Source organism: Eisenbergiella massiliensis (genome assembly GCF_003435485.1).
The window spans coordinates 161012-182956 of sequence record NZ_QVLV01000008.1 but is presented as its reverse complement, the minus strand read 5'-3'; the positions used below and the strand labels follow the sequence as shown (position 1 = coordinate 182956).

Annotated in this window: 27 protein-coding genes and 3 tRNA genes; 13 read left to right on the top strand and 17 right to left on the bottom strand. The window is 46.5% G+C overall.

Annotated features, from left to right (window positions below):
• Positions 1-104: 104 nt before the first annotated feature.
• From DXC51_RS13720 to DXC51_RS13710, 3 genes are read right to left on the bottom strand one after another with little or no spacing between them, the layout of a single operon-like run.
• Positions 105-749: an ABC-2 transporter permease gene (locus tag DXC51_RS13720; protein ID WP_021634960.1), complete on the bottom strand. Its 645-nt coding sequence runs from the start codon at positions 747-749 to the stop codon at positions 105-107.
• Positions 746-1621: an ABC transporter ATP-binding protein gene (locus DXC51_RS13715; RefSeq protein ID WP_021634961.1), complete on the bottom strand. Its 876-nt coding sequence runs from the start codon at positions 1619-1621 to the stop codon at positions 746-748. The genes DXC51_RS13720 and DXC51_RS13715 overlap by 4 nt, the downstream gene beginning before the upstream one ends.
• On the bottom strand, positions 1614-1997 hold the full coding sequence (locus DXC51_RS13710; protein ID WP_021634962.1) for a GntR family transcriptional regulator: 384 nt from the start codon (positions 1995-1997) through the stop codon (positions 1614-1616). The genes DXC51_RS13715 and DXC51_RS13710 overlap by 8 nt, the downstream gene beginning before the upstream one ends.
• Positions 1998-2180: 183 nt before the next feature.
• On the opposite strand from DXC51_RS13710, the gene DXC51_RS13705 reads away from it, so the two are divergent.
• The 3 genes from DXC51_RS13705 to DXC51_RS13695 all read left to right on the top strand — a co-directional run bounded on the left by DXC51_RS13705 (position 2181) and on the right by DXC51_RS13695 (position 3875).
• Positions 2181-2810, top strand: coding sequence for a TetR/AcrR family transcriptional regulator (locus tag DXC51_RS13705; protein ID WP_025491661.1), 630 nt, complete (start codon positions 2181-2183; stop codon positions 2808-2810).
• Between the two features lie 3 nt (positions 2811-2813).
• Positions 2814-3233 (top strand): hypothetical protein, encoded by a 420-nt coding sequence (locus tag DXC51_RS13700; protein WP_117544747.1) that lies wholly within the window; start codon positions 2814-2816, stop codon positions 3231-3233.
• A gap of 144 nt (positions 3234-3377) precedes the next feature.
• On the top strand, positions 3378-3875 hold the full coding sequence (locus DXC51_RS13695) for a flavodoxin domain-containing protein (protein WP_025491660.1): 498 nt from the start codon (positions 3378-3380) through the stop codon (positions 3873-3875).
• A 17-nt stretch (positions 3876-3892) separates the two neighbouring features.
• On the opposite strand, the gene DXC51_RS13690 is transcribed toward DXC51_RS13695, so the two are convergent.
• On the bottom strand, positions 3893-4468 hold the full coding sequence (locus DXC51_RS13690; RefSeq protein ID WP_025491659.1) for an SGNH/GDSL hydrolase family protein: 576 nt from the start codon (positions 4466-4468) through the stop codon (positions 3893-3895).
• 135 nt (positions 4469-4603) lie between these two features.
• Between DXC51_RS13690 and DXC51_RS13685 the strand changes: the two genes are divergently transcribed.
• Positions 4604-4927 (top strand): GNAT family N-acetyltransferase, encoded by a 324-nt coding sequence (locus tag DXC51_RS13685; protein ID WP_021634968.1) that lies wholly within the window; start codon positions 4604-4606, stop codon positions 4925-4927.
• Positions 4928-5009: 82 nt separating this feature from the next.
• On the opposite strand, the gene DXC51_RS13680 is transcribed toward DXC51_RS13685, so the two are convergent.
• The 7 genes from DXC51_RS13680 to DXC51_RS13640 all read right to left on the bottom strand — a co-directional run bounded on the left by DXC51_RS13680 (position 5010) and on the right by DXC51_RS13640 (position 10806).
• Positions 5010-5082: transfer RNA gene (locus tag DXC51_RS13680), tRNA-Pro, on the bottom strand.
• A 242-nt stretch (positions 5083-5324) separates the two neighbouring features.
• Complete coding sequence (locus DXC51_RS13675; RefSeq protein WP_081745581.1) at positions 5325-6389, bottom strand: sensor histidine kinase; 1065 nt, start codon at positions 6387-6389, stop codon at positions 5325-5327.
• 199 nt (positions 6390-6588) lie between these two features.
• Entirely contained in the window at positions 6589-6804 is a 216-nt protein-coding gene (locus DXC51_RS13665) for a LytTR family DNA-binding domain-containing protein (RefSeq protein ID WP_278336979.1), read from the bottom strand.
• A gap of 18 nt (positions 6805-6822) precedes the next feature.
• On the bottom strand, positions 6823-7311 hold the full coding sequence (locus DXC51_RS13660; RefSeq protein ID WP_021634972.1) for a LytR/AlgR family response regulator transcription factor: 489 nt from the start codon (positions 7309-7311) through the stop codon (positions 6823-6825).
• A gap of 280 nt (positions 7312-7591) precedes the next feature.
• Complete coding sequence (locus tag DXC51_RS13655) at positions 7592-7828, bottom strand: hypothetical protein (RefSeq protein WP_021634975.1); 237 nt, start codon at positions 7826-7828, stop codon at positions 7592-7594.
• An 813-nt stretch (positions 7829-8641) separates the two neighbouring features.
• Positions 8642-10336, bottom strand: coding sequence for a methyl-accepting chemotaxis protein (locus tag DXC51_RS13645; protein WP_025491658.1), 1695 nt, complete (start codon positions 10334-10336; stop codon positions 8642-8644).
• 77 nt (positions 10337-10413) lie between these two features.
• Positions 10414-10806, bottom strand: coding sequence for a helix-turn-helix domain-containing protein (locus tag DXC51_RS13640; protein WP_021634979.1), 393 nt, complete (start codon positions 10804-10806; stop codon positions 10414-10416).
• A gap of 440 nt (positions 10807-11246) precedes the next feature.
• Here DXC51_RS13640 and DXC51_RS13635 point away from each other — a divergent pair, with 440 nt between their 5' ends.
• Positions 11247-12662, top strand: coding sequence for a S1C family serine protease (locus DXC51_RS13635; RefSeq protein ID WP_021634981.1), 1416 nt, complete (start codon positions 11247-11249; stop codon positions 12660-12662).
• 111 nt (positions 12663-12773) lie between these two features.
• Here the strand turns inward: DXC51_RS13635 and DXC51_RS13630 are convergent, their stop codons facing one another.
• Positions 12774-13451 carry a DUF4317 family protein gene (locus tag DXC51_RS13630; RefSeq protein ID WP_025491657.1) on the bottom strand — a complete coding sequence of 226 codons (678 nt, stop codon included), beginning with the start codon at positions 13449-13451 and terminating at the stop codon, positions 12774-12776.
• A 114-nt stretch (positions 13452-13565) separates the two neighbouring features.
• Positions 13566-13922, bottom strand: coding sequence for a hypothetical protein (locus DXC51_RS13625; RefSeq protein ID WP_021634983.1), 357 nt, complete (start codon positions 13920-13922; stop codon positions 13566-13568).
• A gap of 238 nt (positions 13923-14160) precedes the next feature.
• On the opposite strand from DXC51_RS13625, the gene DXC51_RS13620 reads away from it, so the two are divergent.
• The 5 genes from DXC51_RS13620 (at position 14161) to DXC51_RS13600 (ending at position 18144) form a co-directional block, all read left to right on the top strand.
• Positions 14161-14532, top strand: coding sequence for a GntR family transcriptional regulator (locus DXC51_RS13620; RefSeq protein WP_021634985.1), 372 nt, complete (start codon positions 14161-14163; stop codon positions 14530-14532).
• A gap of 127 nt (positions 14533-14659) precedes the next feature.
• The gene (locus DXC51_RS13615) at positions 14660-15553 is read left to right on the top strand and encodes an ATP-binding cassette domain-containing protein (RefSeq protein WP_021634986.1); all 894 of its coding nucleotides are present in this window, start codon (positions 14660-14662) and stop codon (positions 15551-15553) included.
• Positions 15554-15567: 14 nt separating this feature from the next.
• Positions 15568-16569 carry an ABC transporter ATP-binding protein gene (locus tag DXC51_RS13610; protein WP_049942500.1) on the top strand — a complete coding sequence of 334 codons (1002 nt, stop codon included), beginning with the start codon at positions 15568-15570 and terminating at the stop codon, positions 16567-16569.
• Positions 16566-17363, top strand: a complete 798-nt coding sequence (locus DXC51_RS13605; protein ID WP_021634988.1) for an ABC transporter permease — start codon at positions 16566-16568, stop codon at positions 17361-17363. Before DXC51_RS13610 ends, DXC51_RS13605 begins: the two co-directional genes overlap by 4 nt.
• Position 17364: 1 nt before the next feature.
• A complete protein-coding gene (locus DXC51_RS13600; RefSeq protein ID WP_025491655.1) occupies positions 17365-18144 on the top strand; it encodes an ABC transporter permease in 780 nt (259 codons plus the stop codon).
• 63 nt (positions 18145-18207) lie between these two features.
• Here DXC51_RS13600 and DXC51_RS13595 read toward each other — a convergent pair.
• From DXC51_RS13595 to DXC51_RS13585, 3 genes are all read right to left on the bottom strand, one after another.
• Positions 18208-18280: transfer RNA gene (locus DXC51_RS13595), tRNA-Ala, on the bottom strand.
• Positions 18281-18301: 21 nt separating this feature from the next.
• Positions 18302-18374: transfer RNA gene (locus DXC51_RS13590), tRNA-Val, on the bottom strand.
• Between the two features lie 67 nt (positions 18375-18441).
• Complete coding sequence (locus tag DXC51_RS13585) at positions 18442-19113, bottom strand: DUF1836 domain-containing protein (RefSeq protein ID WP_021634990.1); 672 nt, start codon at positions 19111-19113, stop codon at positions 18442-18444.
• Between the two features lie 267 nt (positions 19114-19380).
• Here DXC51_RS13585 and DXC51_RS13580 point away from each other — a divergent pair, with 267 nt between their 5' ends.
• Together DXC51_RS13580 and DXC51_RS13575 are read left to right on the top strand one after the other, a co-directional pair.
• Positions 19381-19674 (top strand): YerC/YecD family TrpR-related protein, encoded by a 294-nt coding sequence (locus DXC51_RS13580; RefSeq protein WP_021634992.1) that lies wholly within the window; start codon positions 19381-19383, stop codon positions 19672-19674.
• Positions 19675-19817: 143 nt separating this feature from the next.
• Entirely contained in the window at positions 19818-20018 is a 201-nt protein-coding gene (locus tag DXC51_RS13575) for a cold-shock protein (protein ID WP_025491654.1), read from the top strand.
• A gap of 287 nt (positions 20019-20305) precedes the next feature.
• Here DXC51_RS13575 and hisA read toward each other — a convergent pair whose 3' ends face one another.
• On the bottom strand, positions 20306-21088 hold the full coding sequence (hisA, locus tag DXC51_RS13570) for a phosphoribosylformimino-5-aminoimidazole carboxamide ribotide isomerase (RefSeq protein WP_021634995.1): 783 nt from the start codon (positions 21086-21088) through the stop codon (positions 20306-20308).
• Between the two features lie 344 nt (positions 21089-21432).
• Here hisA and DXC51_RS13565 point away from each other — a divergent pair, with 344 nt between their 5' ends.
• Positions 21433-21921, top strand: coding sequence for a hypothetical protein (locus tag DXC51_RS13565; RefSeq protein WP_021634997.1), 489 nt, complete (start codon positions 21433-21435; stop codon positions 21919-21921).
• Positions 21922-21945 lie beyond the last annotated feature (24 nt).

Here is a 21945-nt window from a genome sequence, read left to right as displayed (position 1 = left end):
TTATTATACCCAACCGTGACGGGACATTTTTCATCAATCTTGCTTTTTTAAGAAAAAAGCCGGCCTGCACGCGGCAGACCGGCCCTTACCCTCCGACCTTTATTCTAACGGCCGGTTTTGTTTACAATCCGTATGGAAAACGCCGCGGAAATTCCAATGATACAGGCCGACAGCGTCAATACGCAGCCCGCAGCGGCGGCGGGACGGGAAAGAAGCTGCCATGCTTCGCCTATCCCCAGCTTTCCTGCCAGATAATAAAATACAAGAAAGCCGACAGTGGGAATAAACATAAATATTTTTCCTCTAATCGAGCCGTACTTATAATATCCGGGCAGCTGTACCCCTGCGTATATGGTAAACAGCAGCATGCCAAGAAGCAGGGAAGAAAGCAGATCGCCGCCCGACGGCGGGGACTTTACCGCCCAGAGCAGAATTGCGCTCTGCAGCGCCGTTTCCAAAAGCAGCGCCAGGTAACCGATTCCGAATACGGCAAGATATCTGCCCGCTACCAGGCTTCCCCTGCCCACGGGCAGGAAGCCGTAAAACCGCTCCATCCCATTTTTTTCAGATATGGAGAAGGTGTACGCTGTCGTCATGGCCGTCACCGTAACGCCGAAGGACAGCCCTTCCAGCAAGGATCCTGTAAAAAAAGGAAACATCAGCGGTACAAGAAGCACCAGCAGCACGGATTTTGCATAGGGCTTCAGCAGCATAAAATCAAGTTTCATACATTTCATAGCAGGGTTCATATGTTTTCCTCCTGACTGTTTCTGTCGGTCTGTCTGCTCATAAAGACCACAATATCATCAATGGATGCAGGAACACATTCCAGGCGGCCGGCAGCGGCCAAATCCTCTTTCCTGATCAGCGCCTCAAAGCCTGTGGGGAAAGTGCGCAGTCCGATGAGCCGGGCCTCCAGTCTGGGGGTAAGCTCCTTCCTGTCTCCCCTCACAACGCGGAAGCTGTCCGCAAAATCCTCCTTTGTTCCTGTAAAAATCAGCTGTCCCAGGTGGATATAGGTGATGTAGTCTGCGATTTTTTCCAGATCAGGTGTAATGTGGGTGGAAAAAAGCACGCTTCGGCGGCCGTCCTCAATATACTCACACAGGATATCCAGCAGCTCGTCACGGGATACCGGATCCAGGCCGCTTGTGGGTTCGTCAAGAATCAGAAGCCTGGCGTCGTAAGAAAAGGCGCAGGCAAGCATGAGCTTCATCTGCATTCCCTTTGACAGTTCTTTCACCTTCTTTGTCTTGCCAATCCTGAACCTGGAAAGCAGGGACCAATATTTCTCAGAATCCCAGGCGGGATAAAAAAGCGTGTAGGCTTTTTCCACATCAGCCATCGTCCACTCATCCACAAAGCTGCTGGAATCAAAAACAGCGCCGATATCCTTCTTTATCTCCTGCTCGGAGGCAATATTGTCTTTTCCGAACACGGTTATTTTCCCGCCTTCGCGTTCCGTCATATTCAGTATCGCTTTAATTGTCGTCGTTTTACCGGAGCCGTTAGGGCCGATCAGGCCCATGATATAGCCTTCGGGCAGATCAAAGCTGATATTATCCAGCCTGAAATCCGCGTATGATTTTTCCAATGCCTCCACATGCAGCATGCTATCCATTTATTTTTTCCTCCATACATTGTCTGAACAGGTCGGTTATCTGTGCATCGCCGGCTCCGGCTTTCCTCGCCTCCCGGATGGCGTCGGCGAACATCGCCCTGGCCTCCCCTATCAGGTGGTTTCTAATCAGTTCCTCACTGCTCTGGGCGACAAAGCAGCCCTTTCCCTGGATATTCTCTATGTAGCCCTCACTTTCCAGCTCGGTATAAGCGCGGTTAATCGTGAGCACCCCCACCTTGAGATCTCTGGCCAGGGAACGCAGTGAGGGCAGGATATCTCCCGGCATAAGCTCCCGGGACAGTATTGCCTGAAGTATCTGGCTTTTTATCTGCTCGTAAATCGGGCCGTCATAGTTGTTTGATACCACAATTTTCACATCTCGGTCCCTCCTTCATCAGCTGGCTGATATGCTGTTATGCACATCACTATAACAGTTGTATTATTATCTGTCAATGGCCTTGTATCTGATTTTCTGAGTAAAATATTGGCAGTCGTCCTTGACAGAAAATCGAACTCATAGTACGATTATCATAATATCAGTATAGTAAGGATGAAAAATATGAAAAAAGAACACTTAGTCCGCTTTCATCAGCAGAATATCCTGGCTGCCGCGGAGAAGCTTTTTTCCGAAAAGGGCATGTGCCAGACCACCATGGACGATATTTCCAGGGCTGCGGAATACAGCAAATCAACCATATATGTTTATTTCCATAGCAAGGATGAAATATATAACTACATTATTCACAGCTACATGTGCAGTCTGAGGGATACCCTGCGTGACTGCATCCGGGAAAACCCGGATTTTGAAAGCAGGTACTTTGCGGTCTGTAACAGACTGTGTTCCCTTTATGCCGGCAAGCCTATGTATTTTACAAGTATACTGGGATATATAAGCGTTGACGAGCAGGCTTTAGTGGAAAGTGAAATCCTCCGCCGGATTTATGACGTGGGCGAGGAGATCAACGATATCCTAGCTGCATGTTTTGAGCAGGGAATCCGGGAAAAATACCTGCGGCAGGATCTCTCCATCCTGCCCGCTGTTTTTACCCTGTGGGCCTCGTTGGGCAGCCTGATCCCCATGGCCTATGAAAAAGAAACCTATATTGAAAACAGGATGGGAATGAAAAGGTCGGACTTTCTGCAGTACGGCTTCCGCCTGCTGCTCACCTCACTGAAAAAGGAGGACTGACGAATGGGAATTTTTATGGGAATCCTGTGCTTTTTATGCTTTCTCCTCCTGCTTGCCAAGGCCGCATCCAGGAAATTCGGCCTGAAAAAAGCAGACCGGCTTTTTATGAAGCTGCATAAGCCTTTATCCGCCGTGCTTTTCCTCCTCTGCCCGGTTCACATTTTTTTCGTGCTGCGGACGCCACGGGCAATGTGGTTGTCCCAGACTGCAGGGCTGTCCCAGGCGACGCGGCTGCCCCAGACGGCACGGCTGCCAGGCTATCTGTCGGGAGGCTGCCTGTTTCTGTGCATGCTTGTCCTGATAACCCTGTGCCACACCTGCCGGGACGAGAGGCGAAAACTGCAGCAGCACCGGATTTTATCTGCAATGATGCTTGGATGTGCGCTCATTCATACCTGGATCGGCCTGTTTTCTGCGGCTTGAACCTCCGTATGTGCTGTTCCTTTGTATGTGCTGCTCCTCTGTATGTGTCGCTCCCCTGTATGCCCCATGAAAACACTGATTGTTTCCGCACGTCTGTCTCCATGGGACCGGCGCATGGAAACGCCCCCAAAGGAGGAATTCCAAATGAATAAATCAAAAGCGGCCCCTGAAGTCCGAAAAAAAAGATGCCTGATCCTGTACTGCTCCAGTCATCATCAGAACACGGAGACCCTTGTAAAAAAAGCTGCTGCACAGCTGTCTGACATTGCTGTTATGCCTCTGTCAGAGAACTGCCTCCCGGAACTTTCCCATTACGAGCTCATCGGCCTGGCCTCCGGCATTTATATGGGCAGGCCCCATGCCTCAATGCAGTCTTTCCTGGAGGCTCACCAAAAGGAGCTGAAGGGCCGCAGGGTTTTTACACTTCTGACCAGCGGCGCCAACCAGAAAAAATACGGCACAGCCTTTTCCTCCCTTCTGGAAGGCTATGGCTGTACCGTATTGGGGAATTACCAATGTAAAGGGTTTGATACCTTCGGCCCCTGGAAGCTTATCGGCGGGATTGCCAAGGGACATCCTGACACCAGTGACATTGCAGGTGCGCAAGCTTTTCTGCGCGGGATTCTCAGGACGCAGGCCTGATACCTGCCGCCACGCATTCACACGGTCTGTGCGGGCCTATCCGCCGTAAGGCCTTTCCCCGCGTCATGCTCCAGAATTACCCGCAGCAGGATTTCCGCAGCCAGCCTGGAACCGGTCTCTGAGGCATGCTCGCCGTCAGGCGCATACATTTCCGTTTCCGGATGGGCCTGCTTATACTGCCACCATTCCTCGCCCACCGGCGCAAGCACGGCCCCCAGCTGTTCCGCCATTTCCCGGTATGTCTCCGTCATTTTCTGCTGTCCGGCTTCATTCGTTTTCTCAGCCCAGGTCATATAGGCAACCGGTGTGCTTCCGGCTTCCTGAATCCATTGATTAATCGACTTTGCCGCTTCAAGCATGTCCTCCTTCGGCCCGAACGGATGGGCATGTTCCTGAAGGACCACATAATCATAATTTCCATAAAGAATGTTAAACCTGACCTCCGGCTCCTTCTGATGCTGATGGAGGAACCAGCCGCCATGGGTGAGCATTGTCACCTCACAGGCAATCCCTTTCTTTCTTGCAAGCTCCGCAAAAATCTCCGGCATATCATTAAAATAGGTGTGGCTGTTGCCAATAAATAAAACTCTCATTCCCTGTATTCTCCTCTTCTTTGGCTTTCTGCGGATTTTCATCCGACAAAGCCAATGCTTTTCTACTAATCCTGATGTATTAATCATAATATACCGTAGGATATTTTTCATCATAAAAATAAAGAAAGAACCGCTATGGGTACAGACGGAAAAATATTCCGCTGTGGCCGGAAACTCCAAAACAATAAAAAACGAAAAGCAGGAAGAATCGTTGGTATCATTTTCGGCTCCGCAAGATATGAAAATATAATAGCTGTGGATATTGAAGTGGAAGAAACGTACAGAAGGCGCGACATCGCCGCCTTTCTCACAGAGCATATGCTCAGCAGCTGTTCTGAAGAAAACCTGACAGTACAGTGGGACTGCGTGGAATCTAATTCCGCCTCCCGCATGGCAGCAGAAAAATGCAGTTTCTATTTATTCAAGAAGCGCCCTTATTATTGGTTTGAAATATCGTAATCTGTATATGGAATAAACTGCAAAGGCACAACGTTCATTTTATGGGCAACAAAAAAGCCTGGTAAAAACCAGGCTTTTTCCATCGGAGTGACAAGACTTGAACTTGCGGCCTCTACTTCCCTAAAGTAGCGCTCTACCACCTGAGCCACACCCCGAAGCTTTCTTATGTCGTCCGGGCTTTCGCTCCAACCGACGAATGTTAGTATACAAAAAAATCCCAAATCTGTCAATATGTTTTTTTAATTTTTGCAAAAATATGTTTTGTGATTTTTTTATTATTTTTTGTCACTTATGAAAATGCCCCTAAGAAGCGTCAATGCTTTCATATATAAACATAACTGTTCTAAAAAATAACGCTTCCCACAAAGGTATTTTCTGACCAGCAATATAAAATCATTCAGCCACGTTTCACCGTAAGATAAAGTAATATATCCACTGTAAATATATTTTTATCGCAGGTTATTTTCATATCACCATTATACTTTTTAATCATATCCTTTACGCTATCCAGTCCCAGGCCATGGTTTTCCTTATCCTCTTTTGACGTTAGAAGTTTATTGCCTGAGGTCTTAATGCAGCCACAATATGAATTGGATACCCGAATAAAAAGTATCCCTTTATCCGCGGTAATTTGCAGGGACAGCCATTTAACCTCCGTCTGCCGTGCTGCTTCAATCGCATTATCAATAATATTTCCAAGAATAACCGCCAGCTCAAATGAACAGGTATGCAAATCCTCCGGTATTTTGACCTGAACATCAACTTTTTTAAGAATAGATACCGCTTTCTCCAGCATAAAATTGAGAATACCATCGATATCCTTATTCCCCGAACTGACATGCTCCCTGGGATTTATCATTGCCTGCTCCATTTTATCAAGATATTCCAACATTTCCGCGTTCTTATTAAGCGAAGCCATACTATACAGCTGCATAATATGATGGACCATATCATGCCGCAGCCGCCTGATTTTTTTCTGCGTCTGCGTGATTGTTTCCAACTGGCTGGAATAAACTTTTACCTTTAACTCCATCATCTCTTTTTCACGGAGCTGATGATGCACTTCCATAAGCATATTATACAAATAAAATACAACGATATTAATAAGCAGTATTCCCATGCTCTCACATACAAGCAGAAATCTGTTATTCAGGTTAAAGCTAATCAGCATAAAAAGCATTATTATGCTTAATACCGGTATTATAAGAAGGTATTTTATCCCCCGCGTATACTCCTGTTTCGCTTTATTATCCAGGAGCCGTGCAGCAATAAGTTCTGAGATTTGGATTAAAAGGACTGTTACAATAGAAAATAACTGCGGCGTTGTCTGTCCGACTTTATAATCAAAGAAAAGGAAGCTTGCGAGAATATCGCTCACCATATTTATCGTGTAAATAAGCACGGTTGTAGTTATTTTCTTGCGGATGCTGCCATCATAAAGAAGGGTAACCAAAAAAGACATATCAGATTCGTGGCAATATTCACGATTGGATAATGAAAAATCAGAAACATGCCAAAACTTATCACATAAAATATCACATAAGCGATTACTTCAGTTCTTTTTCCTGCCTTTCTTTCAGTAAGAAAAAGACCGACAAACTTCCAGACAATATAGATACGGAAGAGATTTGTTACGGCGGCGATCAAAATATCATGTATACTCATCCCTGGCTCCTTCTGTTATCAATTATCTGATTTCTGACCTGGTTCCGGTAGCGTCTGCTGATATTCAGTTCATCCCCATTAAACATTTTTACCCGTTCGTATGTATATTCAATCACATAATCCTGGTTAATGACATATGATTGGTGGATTTGCAGGAAATTTGGCGGCAGTTGGGTAAGAACTGCTTTTATTTTACCATAAAATTCTTTTATCCCCTGAAAGGCAACAATCTAAACTTTTCTGTTATCGCTGGTAATATAAATAATATTTTCACACCATTCACGACAAAACACATTTCCATTCCGGTATTCTAAAAATATCTTCCCCAGGCCCTCTATTTTCAGAAAAATCCCCACTGCTTTTTTAACAGCATCATATTCTAACGGTTTCTCGATAAAATCCAGGGGTTGTACACTGAACAACTGCATGGCGTACCCTTTATGATAGGAAATGAAAATAATTTTTGTTTTAATATCATTCAGGCTTTCACGGATAAATTTTCCCACCTCCACACCATTCAACGTCAGAAGCTCAATATCTAAAAAGAGAAGGTCAAACGCATTCCCCATTTCAAGATGCTTACACAGGGTTTCTCCTGAATACCAGGGTTCAATTTCTACATGTACATTAAATTCCCGAAAAATATCAATCAGCATACTTTCCAGTTCGCAGCACATATTTTTATCATCGTCACAAATCCCGATATTATATACTGGCATACCATTTCTCCCTCAAAAAATGTATCATGACTTTCATTATAGCATATTTTGTGGCCGCCATATCGGTTTTGAGCATTTTCACCGATACCGTTATCCCTCTTTTTCTATGGCGCAAATACTGAATTTACCGGTATGCTGTCTCGCACTAATAGTCACTATATAGCTGCCCTCAAGATCAAAACCCACAAAATAGCTGCCTGTTAGCATATCGCTTTCCATAGTACCTAATACATGAATACGGGTATCATTATTTGCCGTTATTTCCGCCAGCCGGATACGGTCACATATAACATAAAATCCAATGGTTGCTTATTTCCATTGAAAAAGTATACACTGCATTATCGCCGACAAAGTACAGTTTGCCTTTTCCTTTTGATACTTCAACTGCGATGTCTATTTCTCCGCCTTCTCCGTCATAAACCAGTATTTCTGTCCCGTCTTCCGCAATGTAAACCAGGGACATAGAACCATTTTCACAAACCACAGTCCCTTTTACAGACAGCTCCGTCCGATTCATACCGGTTTTACTCTGGTGAACTCACCTGTCTTACTAAAATTATATGCAAAAATATCCCGCATCCTCCATGCATGATGAAAACAGCGCCTTTTACTGCTGAAATCGGCATACGTTCCTTTCTCAGTCCCTCCATTCCTTTGCGGGCAGGCGAAAGTGTTCACGCCGCACAAAAAAAGATGCCTGAAGGAATCTCCTTGAGAAAAAAACAGCTAACCTGAAATTTCCCCCAGATTAGCTGTTCCTCTTCTATTGTTCAATTTTTACTATTTTAGATATATTTCTGAAATGATTCCAGCTCAGGACAGGCAGCCTCCCCCGGAAACCGGAAAAGAATTTGCCACATGCAGTAATTGGCCTGAAAAGCTATGTTCATCAGTGAAACAAACCGGCATAAGGATACAGTCTTCCATCCATGTCAGTTTTTATATTACAGCTTCCATTATTAAAATCACATGTCAGCTTCAGTTTAAACAAATCCACTGCCACCGATTCCACAATAACATACCAAAACTCTCTTGGTACGTATATAATTGGACAATATCCTATCAACATCTCATCTTTACTGAAAAATTCAACTAAATCTTTATCCTGGCAAAAATATTGTAAAATTTCCAAAACGTATAAATTTTTTCTCATTTGTAGTTACCTGTAAATTATATTGAGAAAAATTATACGCCATTAGATATATACATTCAATATACCAATAGATAATATCCTGCAATAAAAACATTCTAAATGTTACTATTATACGCCTCTTTAATATAAAAGGCACAACAGGCGCAGATAATCATCTGCGCCTGTTGCATATTCATATCAGATACACTCCTGCAATTCCTTCAGTTTGAACTGCTCCGCCAGATAACTCAATAACTGCGCCTGGGAAGAAAGCTCCTCGCTTGCAGCCGCGCTCTCCTCCGCCGTGGAGGAGTTCGACTGGATAACACAGGATATTTCATTCATGCTTTCCATAACCTGGCGGACAGCCGCTGCCTGGCCTTCGGATGCCCCGGCAATCGTATTAAGCGCATTGGTTATCCGGTCAACCCCTCTTACCGCTTCAGCTAATGCACCTGCCGTTTTGTTCGCCGTATTTTTCCCATTTTCTATGTTCCGCAAATTTTTTTCTATGAAAGCGGCCGTATTTTTGGAAGCTGCCGACGCCTGATTTGCCAATTTCCGTATTTCTCCGGCCACCACGGAAAAACCTCTTCCCTGGGCGCCTGCCCGCGCTGCTTCCACAGCTGCATTCAGGGCAAGGATATTCGTCTGAAAGGAAATATCTTCAATCGTTTTTATTATTTTTATAATTTCTTTTGAACTGTCGCTTATTTCCATCATTGCACACAGCATGTCTTCCATATATCTGCTGCTTTCCTGTGTTCCGGCCTTTACCTTCTGCGCCTCCACATTAGCCTGTTTTGCATTCCGGGCATTTTCTTCCACCCGGACCGATATCCCGCTAATCGTACTGGAAAGCTCTTCTACGGAAACAGCCTGTTCCGACGCGCCCCGGGCCAGGCTCTGGGCGCCGGAGGCCACCTGCTCCGAACCGGACGCCACTTCGGCGGAAGCCTGCCTGATTTGAAGCAAAGTCCCGCTCATCCTGACGTTAATCTCATGCATGGACAGCAGAAGCTGCTTCAGTTCCCCTACATAACTGCTTTCAAAATTACTGTGCACATTAAAATTACCGGCCGCCATTTCCTTCAGCAAGCTGGATTCGTCACGTATTACATTTGAAAGCAGATATACCATCCCCCGCATATCATCAGCCAGTACTCCCAATTCATCCTTTGACTGATAATCAATCTTCACATCGGATAACTTCCCCTCCGCCAGATTACGGGCGGCTTTTTCCAGCTGGGCTACCGGCCGCGTAATACCGCGTGTTATGTATATACCAAAAACGATGCTGACAGCCACGCTGATGCTTCCAAGTAAAAACAGTGTGACAACAGCCTTCCTCTGCCTGCTTCTTAAGCCATCCACCAGGCTGTTCCCCCTGGTCTTTCCGCTTTCTATCAGAAGCTCCAGCTCTGCCTGGGCTTTCTTAATCACCAGTATATTGTTATGCTCCATATAATCTGCTGCTTCTTCCCGCCTGTTCAGGGTTGCCAGCTCCAGAACATTTTTCCGCATCGGTTCAAGCTCTGTGAGAGCCGCTTCCAAACGGGCAATAATATCCTTATCCCCAAGGAAATGTTCCTTTATCACTGGCAGCTGTTCCTGGATAATCGCAGCCGAATCCCTCGCGTTGGCAATAGCTTCCGCCGTTATTTCCGGATCAGAATTAGCAATTGCACGATAAACAGCCTTCTGCATCCTCTCAAAATTGGAATTCACAATATTTGCGCTGTCATTTACGATAAAAGGCCCCTCATAAAAGGTTTCTATCTGTCTGCCCAGCCCCGCCAGGTGAGCTATGCTGACAGCACAGCCCGCAACAAGCAATACAAGCAATACTGCATATGAAATAAACAGTTTCCATGATACTTTCAGATTTTTCAATTGTATTTTTGCCTCCAATGGTTTTGTCAAATGGGAATCAATCCCCAACAGCCGGCCTGTCCCTGTATCCCCGCCCCCTATACTTCCTGTTCCTGATTTCCGCCGTCGGGAACCCGGGAAAATGATACTGTATACTTTTCTATCTGTACATAAATTTCCAGAAGCTCCATAACCTTTCTTTTTCCCTCCTGGTTGAACCTGGAAAAGGTGTCCATAATCTGTTTCTCCAAAAGATGTTCACCCATACTCCTGCTACCCGTAAGCGGCGTAAAATCAATGGGATCAAGCTCCAGCAGCATGCATATTTTTAACATTGTACCATAGCTCATGGTATATGCCCCGTTATTCAGCATTGATACCAGTGAACTGTAGGGTATTTCAATTCTCTGTGAAAATTTCCTCAGATTTCCATACTGCCGTTCTATTTCATTTGCCAGATTCCGCGTTCTTGGGTCATCAAATTTTCTCATCGTGTACCTCCCACACCATTTTCCCAGCTGTTCCGTTATATTTCATGCCTCAGACTTAAGCTTTTCCGTATACAGCCAAAAAAGCATCTCCTCCTTTGCCCCCCCATACAACAGGTTTCATCTTTATTCACATACTAATTGCATTCTAGCATGCAACGGCTGACTGCGCAATCTTTTCCGGTATATTGCCTGATTACAAAGCAAATACCTTAAGGTAAAAGCCGCCCGGACACTCTGTTCCTTTATAAAACCCTGCCGCGTTCATTTTCTTCTGCATGAGCAAAGCTGACAGTTCAGGCAGCAAACACAAAATTACCACATTTTTTTCGCACTCTCATCACAATTCCATAATAATTCCATCACAATTTCTTTTTATACTACATCTTAGAAACAGGAGATAAAGATTCTTTCATAAAAAAGGTGAAAAGGAGTTGACCATTATGTTTGAATATCAGAATAATAACTATGAAAACAGAAACCAGATGTATGATTATTACCAGATGCCGGAAACCGGCGGGCCGGCCTCCAACAGACCTTCAGGCCCTAAAAAAACCGGAAAAGCAGGGAAGCTTGTAAAAAAAATCGGCGCCATAACTTTAAGCGCCGCGCTCTTTGGCAGTGTTGCCGCAGGCTCCTTCCAGGCTGTCAACACACTCATCGGCCCTACGGAGACTTCAGATAATACTGCTGCCGCAGAAAACACCTCCGCCAGCCTTTTAAAGGCAGCCGCCATCCCCGGCGCAGCGTCTGAAAAGGGCAGCCTTGATGTATCGGATATTGCGGAAACCGTCATGCCCTCCATAGTTTCCATCACCAATAAATCCGTTCAGGAGATACAAAATTACTTCAGCATGTTCGGTTACGGAGGACAGACCATTCCTCAGGAAACAGAAAGCCGGGGTTCCGGCATTATCATCGGTAAAAATGATACCGAGCTTTTAATCGTAACCAACAACCATGTCATTGAAAACGCGGATACGCTTTCCGCAGGCTTCATCGACAACCAGGTTTACGAAGCAAATGTTAAGGGTACGGATCCCGCAAACGATCTGGCCGTAATTGCGGTTCCTCTTGAAAGCATTTCAGCGGATACCATGTCGCAAATTGCCGTTGCATCCATCGGTGATTCCGATTCCCTGAAAGTGGGCGAACAAGTGGTAGCCATCGGCAACGCACTGGGCTACGGCCAATCAGTCACCACAGGTATCGTAAGCGCTACGAACCGTACCATGGGCTCCAATACCCAGGTGGTAAATACCTCTGCTGACGTTTCCGCCCTGCCTACCTATATCCAGACAGATGCCGCCATCAATCCCGGCAACAGCGGAGGCGCGCTTGTTAACATGAAGGGTGAAGTCATCGGCATAAACTCCGCCAAAATGGCCAGCACCGAGGTAGAAGGCATGGGTTATGCCATCCCCATGTCAAGAGTTTCCGATATTATTGAAAACCTCATGAACGAAACCACCCGCACTAAGGTAAGCGCGGATCAGAAATCCAGCATCGGCATTTCCGGCCTTACCGTAAATGAATCTGTTAACAGCATTTATGGCATTCCTTCCGGCGTCTATGTAGCCAGCGTAACGCCAGGAAGCGGCGCAGATAAAGCCGGGATCAAAAAAGGCTATGTGATTACCGGCTTTGACGGCAAAACTATCACACAGATTCAGGAGCTGACCGAACTTCTGCAGTATTATCCCGCTGGAGAAACCGTGGAAATCACAGTTAAAATCCCTGCCACCGGCGGAACTTATACGGAAAAAACCTTATCCGTTACGCTCGGGGCGGCGGAAAGCAGCAATAATACCCAAACGGAATCCGGGCAGCAAGAAGACAAAAATAATTCAATTTACTAATATCAGCTTCTGACCCTCCGGCGCATTGCCATTTCAGCAGAAATGTACGTGCGCCGGAGTTTTTTTCACTTCATCATTTGTTATCTATGTTCAGATTTCCTTCTTCCATATTCATCCATGCAGTCCTCTTCCGGATTTTTCATGCAAAGATGTATGGCTTCGCCCGTCCCCAATTCCCAAAATATCCAGTATCTCCCCGTGGGGCCGCCGCGCATCCTCCTGAAATACATGAATCCGCCCCGAATCCCCGCACCTGTCAATATAAGCAGGGAATAAAAAACCGCACTCCGGCTTTCCCGGTTCATATTCCCCCACCAGCGGGCAAATCGCGCATATCAGATATTCAAATACCTCTTCCGATTCCCAAAGCCGCTCCTTGTCGGAAGCCTTTGCCGGGATATCATAGCAGTCATGGAAAACAAGGATTGCATACTCCGAAGCCGCATGATAATGTTCCATAACCATATCATAAAAAGTATCCATCAGAGCGTCATTCTTCAACCCGCACGCCTTCATTGCCATAAGCATCTGCCACATACTCCCCGGTTTCTGCACGCTATCCGGGAATTCATAATCCTTCAGATTTACATTGGTTGCCGAAAAGGGAATGGTTTTGGCCAGTTCCAGCTTTTTCGCTCTTTCCGGTGAAGATAATTTCAAAAAATTCGTATTAAAACTTCCCTCAAATTCCCCGTCCCTGTCCACATAACACCCTGCAATCCTCGTTATGGAAGTCCGCGAAAGCGTCATCCGCCTCGTAAGCTCCAGCATGTCTTCTCTGTTAATCATACGCTCCTCTTTCCTCACATGCATCAGAATGGGCACCCCTCATTTCTGATTGATGCCCTGCAAAAATACATTTCTTTTTTCAAATCACAGACTGTTGTGGTTTTTCACATCTGTCTACTGCATCAGCTCTTTCTTTTCAAGAATCGCCTCCACGGCCGCACAGGCCGGACAGTCACAATATTTAGCCCCGGCCGCCTTAATTTCCCTGGCATGGGCCGCAATATTTTTTGCATTGTCAGCCCCGAAAACACTGGCTCCTGCTTCGGACTGCGCAAAACTGATTAATCCGTCAACCGTCACGATATCCGCTTCCAGCTCAGCAATATACTTCGCCGTCTCCGCCGCCTCCCTGTCAGTCCCGACCGCATCCAGCCAAACCTGGGCCGCCGCCTTCGCCTCGCTGCTGCAGGATGCAGCGTCCATTAATTCATGTGTTTTTTTCACTACAAAATCCAATACTTCTCTGTCCATAACCTAATACCTTCTTTCCCCAAATTTTGTTTTTATTTTACCATAATTACCGGGTCGGCGCAATTCGGAGCTGCACTAAATTCCAGTTTGGAAAATAACAGCCGATTTTCTGGACTCCATGATAAATAATTTTTCCGATTTGCCATAAAAACTTCCTCCCCCATCATTGACAGTCCCCCTCTCCTTGTGATATGGTTATCTACATAAGTAGTTAACCACATCACAAGGAGCCATATTGATGAATACATTCCTTAACTCCGACAAATCCATCTATCTCCAAATCAGCGAAATCATAGAGACGGACATCCTGCGCGGAATTCTGCTGGAAGATGAAAAAGTCCCCAGCACCAATGAGCTGACAAAGCAGTATACCATCAACCCGGCAACCGCTGCCAAGGGAATCAGCCTTTTAGTTGCGGAAGGAATCCTTTACAAAAAAAGGGGCATCGGGATGTTCGTTTCCCCCGGCGCCAGGGAGCAGATTCTTGAAAAGCGCAGAAAATTATTCAAAGAGCAGTATATCCCGAAGCTGCTTCAGGAAGCCGCCAGCATCGGCCTTTCCAAAGAAGAAGTGATACGCACAATTGAAACCGGCGGAGACTTTGCGTAATTTTCCTCCTCTCCCCCTACGCAGCTGCCTTTCGCGGCTTACCTTTCTCCTTCCGGAGAGGCGGCCCCAATTTGAATATCCTGCCGCCGGACGCGGCCCTAACCATAAAAAAGGAGTCTAATTCTTCATGAAACTGCAAGCAGAAAACATCACCAAACTATGTAACGGAAAAAAAGTACTGGATCAGCTTCAACTCACCCTGGAAAAGGGCAAAATCTACGGCCTCACAGGAAGAATCGGCGTAGGCAAAACCACCCTGTTCTCCATTTTATCCAAACAGCTCCTCCCGGACGCCGGAACCGTCCATCTATATGATGACAACGGCCGGGAATTGGAGCTGACTCTCGGGCGCGTCTTTTTTCCGGAGGATCTTTCTCTGACCATACAGGAAAAAGGACGCGGCGCCCAGAGCCTTTCCGGCTATTTCCAGGAGCTGTCACACATCTGCCCCGGCTGGGACAGCAGTCTGGCGGAAACGCTGGCCGGCCGCTATCAGCTTTCCCCGGACAAAAAACTGGGCGAGCTGTCAAAAGGCATGATGTCCATGACATCCATTATTGCCGCCCTGGCGAGCAAAGCTGATTTTACATTTCTGGATGAACCGGAAGCCGGCATGGATACCCTCAGCAGGGAAAAATTTTACCAAATGCTTTTGGATGAATTTTCCGGCAGCGGCCGCGCTTTTGTGATCGCCACCCATCTCATTGATGAAGTCTCCGATCTTACGGAAGAAGTGATTTTCCTGGATTTTTACCTGAAATCCACGCTGGACTGCGGCAGAATACGCCTCATGGAAAATACCCAACAGCTGCTGGGACGCAGTTTCCTCATCAGCGGCCTGAAAGAAAAAACAGAAGCCCTTGCCTCAAAATACGAATCCTATGACATGGGGAATTTCGGAAGAAGCAAAAGCATCGCCGTGCTCCTGCGGCCCGGAGAAAGCCTGCCGGAGGACCCGGAATTTACCATAAAGCCATTAACGCTGCAAAAAATATTCGCCGCATTATGCATGGAAGAATAACGGAGGGAACTATCATGGCCGATATTATGGCGGAAGTAAATCATGTTAAAAAAATATACCGTCTGAATATAAAGGAGCCCGGAATTAAAGGCGCCTTCCGGAACCTGGCACATGCCAGATGGACGGAAAAAACAGCGCTGGACGATATCTCCTTTCAAATGAAGGAGGGACAGGCCCTGGCCTGCATCGGGGAAAACGGCGCCGGAAAATCCACCCTGATTAAAATCATGATCGGCATTCTCACCCCCACTGCCGGCGATGTAACAGTTTACGGCGGGCATCCCCGGGAAAGCGGTAAGGAATATCTTCGGAAAATCGGCGTTGTCTTCGGCCAGAAATCCAATCTTTGGACAGACCTGCCCGTCGAGGAAAGCTATCAGGCCGTAAAAACCCTGTACCGGCTGGATCCCGGAGAATACAAGAAGAACTATGACATGATTGTGCAGCTGCTGGAGCTTGCCCCGATTTTATCCTCTCCCGCAAGAAAGCTCTCCCTGGGCCAGCGTATGAAGGCCGATATCGGCATGGCTTTCCTGCATTCTCCCAGGCTTTTATACCTGGACGAGCCGACTATCGGCCTGGATATTAATATCAAGCATACCATCCGCAGTTTTCTGAGGCAGATGAATCAGGAAAAGGGCGTCAGCATATTCCTCACCAGTCACGATTTGGATGATATTGATGAAATCTGTGACGACGCAATAGTCCTTTCCGGCGGAAAGCTTTTTTACAACGGTTCTCTGGATGCCTTGAAGCAGCAGTATGTCCATGAGCGTTCCATCAGGGTTACCGGCGTCCAGAAGTCCGATATCCGTAAATATCTTCCGGATGCCAGGATTTCCAGGGAAGGCCGCGTCACCCGCATCGATTACCCCATGCAGGCCTACGGGGCGGAAACCGTCCTGAATGCCGTATCCCAGGCCTTTGACATTGAAGATATTTCCATCCAGGCCCCGGATATCGATACGGTGGTTTCCCACATATTTTCCCGGGAAAAGGAGGCGTCCGCCTTATGAGAAACTTTCTGAAGCTGACCGCAATGTCCCTGCAGAGCCAGATGTACTACCGGACCAGTTTCTTCCTTAATCTTCTGTCTCCCATGGTCCTGCTTGCAGGGCAGTATCTTCTGTGGCATGCCCTGTACCAGCAGCAGCCGGATCACATCATCAGCGGTATGGACGCCGCCCAGATGTACTCCTACCTGCTCATTGCCTTTACCCTGAACCATATCATGGGCTGGTCCTCTGAGAACGCGCTATCCAAGGAAATAAAAAATGGAACCGTTGTGAAAAGATGCATCCGTCCGGTTTCCTTTCTCTCTCAGTCCGTTGCGGAAATGACCGGTACCCTGCTGCCCCAGCTTGCGCTCAATCTGATCATAGCATCCGCGGGATTCCTTTTATTCGGCCGTTTTCTGCTCGTGCCCTCTTTGCAGAATATCGTTTTATTCCTGCCCTGCATGGCGGGCGCCCTCCTGCTGCGCATCCTCCTCATCGAGCTGTGCAGCCTGCTGTGCTTTTATACCACAGGATATCTGGGCATCAGCTGGACCCGCAACGCCATATTTGAATTTTTTTCCGGCGCCCTGATCCCTATCGTCATGTTCCCGGGCTGGCTGAAAAGCATGGCCTATATGACTCCCTTCCCCTACATGATACAGATCCCGATCAGCATCTTGCTGGGCCAGGAGCTGAACGTTCCCTTGTTCCAGGTATACGCCGTCCAATTCTTCTGGATCGGCATTTTTCTGGCGCTGCATGGATTGTTCTACAAAAACATCCGCAAAAACCTGATAATTGCAGGAGGCTGAAATGATACAGATATTTTTGAAAATGAAGGAACAGTACATAAAAACAGAAATGGAATATCCGCTGAACTTCTGGCTCATGCTGCTTTCCGGCGTTGTGACAAGGTTCTTCGGGATGCTGGTTCCATTTATTATCTGCAGCAATATCAAAACGATTGCCGGCTGGAAGCAGGAAGAGATCTATCTGATCATGTCCTTTCTTTACCTGTCTGAAGGGCTGTGCAGCGTTCTGTTTGAAGGGATCTGGCAGTTGCCTTCCATGGTTTTCAACGGAAATTTCGACACCATCCTGTCCCGCCCTGTTTCGCCTTTTTACCAGGTGCTGTGCGGCGGCATGGGGCTTCATGGGATCGGCGTGGTCCTGTTCGGATTCATCAGCCTGAATTACAGCCTGATCCGGCTGGGGATTTTCCGTCCTGCGTCCATGCTGATGTGCCTTTTCTTTGTCCTCTGCGGCACCATAATCTGTATGTCCAGCTACCTGCTTACAAACAGCCTGGTCTTCTGGTACGATGCGGGCGGCAGGACCAGCATTCCTTATATGATAACCGAAATCGGCTCCTATGCCCGGTATCCGATCATGATCTATCCCAAAATCCTGCAATTTATCCTGCTCTTTGTTGTGCCCTACGCTTTTATCGGCATGGTCCCGGTAATGATCCTTACCGGGCAGCATATGCTGTCCCTGTGCGCGGCACTGGTCCTGATAAGTCTTTTCAGCCTTCTCGGCGCCAGATTTGTTTTCTACAGAGGGATTTTGCACTATGAAAGCATGGGTATGTAAGCGCCGTATAACGATAAAAAAATCCGAACCCCCGTAAGAGAGTTCGGATTTAAACTTTTTGAGTGGACCCGAAGGGATTCGAACCCTCGGTCTCTGCGTTGCGAACACAGCGCTTTCCCAGCTAAGCTACGAGCCCAAATTAATTTTCCGAAAAAAATGGAGGCAACGAGGCTCGAACTCGTGACCTTTCGCGTGTGAGGCGAACGCTCTCCCGGCTGAGCTATGTCTCCATGGGTATTATTTTACCACATTTTTCGAAATTGGCAAGAGAATGTTTGACAAAAATCCTGTAAATTTTCAGGCATTATTACCTGAAGGCCCATTTTCCGCAGTTTCCCTGGCATTTTTAGGCTGTCCTTTTTTCCCTTTAGGAGCCAGTTCGGCGCTGTATGCGTCAAGAAGCTTTTCAATCAGCAGCTTTTTCACATATACATCAAAACTGAGCATGCAGACAAAAGAGAACAGCTGCAGGAACTTCCGCTCTTCTTCCTCCGTCTCCTTGAAGGTCTGGCCGGCTTTGGTGAATTTCTCCACCAGATCCTTCTTCAATACCTCGACCTCTTCCCTTTCCAGACTGAACACCTCATTGTAAATATCCTCCAGCGTAAGATCGGACTGTCCCTTAAAATACCGTTCCGTAATCGGCTGGAGAATGGTCTGGATATCATTTATGGACATCACACCTTTATAATAGTAAATAAAAATCAGGATCAGAACATGCTCCTTGGAATATTTCTTCTTCACAGGGGGCGGAAGCAGATTGTTCTTTGCATAGTTATTGATCATCGTCTTCGTAAGGATCTTGTCGCCGTCCGGATTCCTGGTGCTGTTTTTCAGCTTGCTGTCCATCAGCGTGGTTACCTGATCCATATATAAATCAATATTGGGAATATCCTCCGGCTTTACATAATCAATTCTGTCAAGGCTTTTCAAAATGCTGTTCAGTAAATCTTCTGTCGAAATCGTCATTCTCTGCTCCTGTCTTCCGCCCTTTCATGCACGGACACCGCGGCCCGGAATTCCCAAACTGTAAATATGGAACCGGATATATGATAATATATATCTGTTCTTTATTATATAGTATCGAAAACTACATGACAAGCATAATCTTCCTGGCGCAGACATTTTTCTTTACTTTAAAACTTTAGTATGTTAAAATCGCAGTATATGAGGGACAGAAGTAAACTATATTTTGTCTTCCCTGGATAGACACAGGAATCGTACGGAGGTAAAGAAATGAACAAGAAAATAAAAACAGACGCAGTGGACCATCTGTTCGAAGCTGTTCTGAGACTGGAGAATAAGGAGGAATGCTACAGCTTTTTTGAAGATCTGTGCACCGTAAATGAACTCCTTTCCCTTTCCCAGCGTTTTGAGGTTGCCGCCATGCTGCGTGATCACAAAACCTATCTGGATATCGCAGAGAAAACCGGCGCATCCACAGCCACCATCAGCCGCGTGAACCGTTCCCTGAACTATGGAAACGATGGCTACGAACTGGTATTTTCAAGGCTGAATAAGGAAGCGTAAGCCGGGAAAATTGCTGGTAAATATTTTCAGAAAATAAGTGGTATAACGTAAAAAAGCACTTTACATTCGAATATTCTTGTGATATTCTGACTATGTTGCAAGGCAACATACTAATTCTTATTTTTTTGCGGAGGTATCCTAGAATGAACAAAGGTACAGTAAAGTGGTTTAACAACCAAAAGGGTTACGGTTTCATCTCTGATGAAGCAGGACATGATGTTTTCGTACACTACTCCGGACTGAACATGGACGGCTTTAAGTCTCTGGACGAGGGAGCAGCTGTGGAATACGATGTTGTCGAAGGTGAAAAAGGACCCCAGGCTGTTAACGTAACCAAATTATAAGATCAGGCATCCTGTTGACCTGTCTTATCACGAACCATCACAATGTGCCTTTTTTGATCAAATATATATTTGTAGAATAAGCTGTACAGTTGTAATGGATTCCACCAATGGCTCCGCTTCCCCATGTACCGAAACGACCATTGAATTTAAAAAGGAGCGTTCTGAAACCGGCATCTGCCGAATCGGAACGCTCCTTTTATATCTCTGTACGAAACATCATATTTTTTCACTTCCGGCCAGCCCGCCACATTTACGTGCCAGAAACAGTTAACAGCCGCCGGAGTATCTCACAGCTCCTCTTCCGCATATGCCTGTACCCTGTCAAAATCCAGGCTGCCGCCGTAAAGGTTCAGTGCGCTTCCCACCGTAATGTGTATCTTATTCCGGCCCAGCTCCTTAATGCTGCGGATATCCTCCAGGGAGCGGATTCCGCCGGCATAGGTAATGGGTATCCTGTTCCATCTTCCCAGAAGCGCCACCAGATCCTTTTCAATGCCGCATACCTTGCCCTCCACATCCACCGCATGAATCAGGAATTCATCACAGAAGGAGGCAAACATGTCAAGCACATCCTCATTCAGGATCACCTTCGTATATTTCTGCCACCGGTCGGTAACGATATAATAGGAACCGTCCTTTTTCCGACAGCTTAAATCCAGGACCAGTTTCTTCTTTCCCACGTTCTCCAGCAGGCGGTTCAGATTCTCATAGGAAATCGTCCCGTCACGGAATACATAAGAAGTGACAATGACATGGGAAGCGCCCGCGTCCAGATACTCATGGGCGTTCTCCGCAGTTATGCCGCCACCGGCCTGCAGCCCTCCCGGGAATGCCCGGAGCGCTGAAAGGACCTGTTCCCTGGAGCTTTCATAATAGGGGCTTCCCTTCTTGTTGAGAAGAATTACATGCCCGTTTTTCAGGTTTTTTTCCTCAAAAAGCCTGGCATACCAGGCCGCATCCTTCTCAGACACGAAATTTTCCTGCGCGCTGTCACTGATATCCGCCACACTCCCGCCAACCAGCTGCTTCACTTTTCCGTTGTGCACATCTATACATGGTCTGAATTCCATTTTTTTATCTCCCTGCCTCTGAATTAGTAAACTTTTTTGTAACTGTTCAGCAGGTCAGCGTATTTACTTCGCTGACCGTAAGAAAATGATTCAGGAGTGCTAAAATCCATCGCCAAAGGCGATTTAGGATGGATTTTAGCAGTAACTGTGAGGGGTACTGAACAGTTACACTTTTTTTTACAAAATTAGGTATATTTTACACGAATTTATCCCATTTGACAATTCCCTTTTCCGAATAAAAAGAATTTTTCCGAACATAATAAAAAACGGACAGATATTTTGTTCGAAAGTGCGCTTCTGTTTTACAGACACACCCAATCACAAAGAAAAAAGGAGTGAGCAAAATGAAAAAGCTGAACAGAATAATACCTGCAGCTCTGATTCTGCTGATGCTTGCCAGTGTTACAGCCTGCGGCAGTAAGAAAAACAACGCGGATGACATGGCAGGAAATACAACAGAGTCTGCTTCTGCTACGGAAGAAACAGCAGGTATGAACAACACCACAGGAAACGGCGCTGCTGGAAACGGCACTGCTGGCAACGAAACGGCAAATGAAACAAATACGACAGGTATGAATGAAACAGGCACCATGGAAGGCACTACCGAAACCGCGGGCCTGAATGATACTACCGGTATAAACGGCACCAACAACGGCACCACCGGCGGCAACAGCACTGCAAACGAAGGTTCCAATATCGTTGACGGCGCCGGAAATGCCATTGATGACGCAGGCGATGCCGTGGGCAATGTTGTCGATGATGCCGGAAATGCAGTAAAGGATGCAGCTGACGGAGTGGCAAACGGCGTCAAGGATATTACCAACAATAAATAATCCTGCCGCTTCCTCCTGTCTTTG

Bases quoted from the DNA above. Each gene is read 5' to 3' on its own strand.
- DXC51_RS13720 (WP_021634960.1), bottom strand. From the start codon at position 749: ATGAACCCTGCTATGAAATGTATGAAACTTGATTTTATGCTGCTGAAG.
- DXC51_RS13715 (WP_021634961.1), bottom strand. From the start codon at position 1,621: ATGGATAGCATGCTGCATGTGGAGGCATTGGAAAAATCATACGCGGAT.
- DXC51_RS13705 (WP_025491661.1), top strand. From the start codon at position 2,181: ATGAAAAAAGAACACTTAGTCCGCTTTCATCAGCAGAATATCCTGGCT.
- DXC51_RS13700 (WP_117544747.1), top strand. From the start codon at position 2,814: ATGGGAATTTTTATGGGAATCCTGTGCTTTTTATGCTTTCTCCTCCTG.
- DXC51_RS13695 (WP_025491660.1), top strand. From the start codon at position 3,378: ATGAATAAATCAAAAGCGGCCCCTGAAGTCCGAAAAAAAAGATGCCTG.
- DXC51_RS13690 (WP_025491659.1), bottom strand. From the start codon at position 4,468: ATGAGAGTTTTATTTATTGGCAACAGCCACACCTATTTTAATGATATG.
- DXC51_RS13685 (WP_021634968.1), top strand. From the start codon at position 4,604: ATGGGTACAGACGGAAAAATATTCCGCTGTGGCCGGAAACTCCAAAAC.
- DXC51_RS13675 (WP_081745581.1), bottom strand. From the start codon at position 6,389: ATGTCTTTTTTGGTTACCCTTCTTTATGATGGCAGCATCCGCAAGAAA.
- DXC51_RS13660 (WP_021634972.1), bottom strand. From the start codon at position 7,311: ATGCCAGTATATAATATCGGGATTTGTGACGATGATAAAAATATGTGC.
- DXC51_RS13655 (WP_021634975.1), bottom strand. From the start codon at position 7,828: ATGAATCGGACGGAGCTGTCTGTAAAAGGGACTGTGGTTTGTGAAAAT.
- DXC51_RS13640 (WP_021634979.1), bottom strand. From the start codon at position 10,806: ATGAGAAAATTTGATGACCCAAGAACGCGGAATCTGGCAAATGAAATA.
- DXC51_RS13635 (WP_021634981.1), top strand. From the start codon at position 11,247: ATGTTTGAATATCAGAATAATAACTATGAAAACAGAAACCAGATGTAT.
- DXC51_RS13630 (WP_025491657.1), bottom strand. From the start codon at position 13,451: ATGATTAACAGAGAAGACATGCTGGAGCTTACGAGGCGGATGACGCTT.
- DXC51_RS13625 (WP_021634983.1), bottom strand. From the start codon at position 13,922: ATGGACAGAGAAGTATTGGATTTTGTAGTGAAAAAAACACATGAATTA.
- DXC51_RS13620 (WP_021634985.1), top strand. From the start codon at position 14,161: ATGAATACATTCCTTAACTCCGACAAATCCATCTATCTCCAAATCAGC.
- DXC51_RS13615 (WP_021634986.1), top strand. From the start codon at position 14,660: ATGAAACTGCAAGCAGAAAACATCACCAAACTATGTAACGGAAAAAAA.
- DXC51_RS13610 (WP_049942500.1), top strand. From the start codon at position 15,568: ATGGCCGATATTATGGCGGAAGTAAATCATGTTAAAAAAATATACCGT.
- DXC51_RS13605 (WP_021634988.1), top strand. From the start codon at position 16,566: ATGAGAAACTTTCTGAAGCTGACCGCAATGTCCCTGCAGAGCCAGATG.
- DXC51_RS13600 (WP_025491655.1), top strand. From the start codon at position 17,365: ATGATACAGATATTTTTGAAAATGAAGGAACAGTACATAAAAACAGAA.
- DXC51_RS13585 (WP_021634990.1), bottom strand. From the start codon at position 19,113: ATGACGATTTCGACAGAAGATTTACTGAACAGCATTTTGAAAAGCCTT.
- DXC51_RS13580 (WP_021634992.1), top strand. From the start codon at position 19,381: ATGAACAAGAAAATAAAAACAGACGCAGTGGACCATCTGTTCGAAGCT.
- DXC51_RS13575 (WP_025491654.1), top strand. From the start codon at position 19,818: ATGAACAAAGGTACAGTAAAGTGGTTTAACAACCAAAAGGGTTACGGT.
- hisA (WP_021634995.1), bottom strand. From the start codon at position 21,088: ATGGAATTCAGACCATGTATAGATGTGCACAACGGAAAAGTGAAGCAG.
- DXC51_RS13565 (WP_021634997.1), top strand. From the start codon at position 21,433: ATGAAAAAGCTGAACAGAATAATACCTGCAGCTCTGATTCTGCTGATG.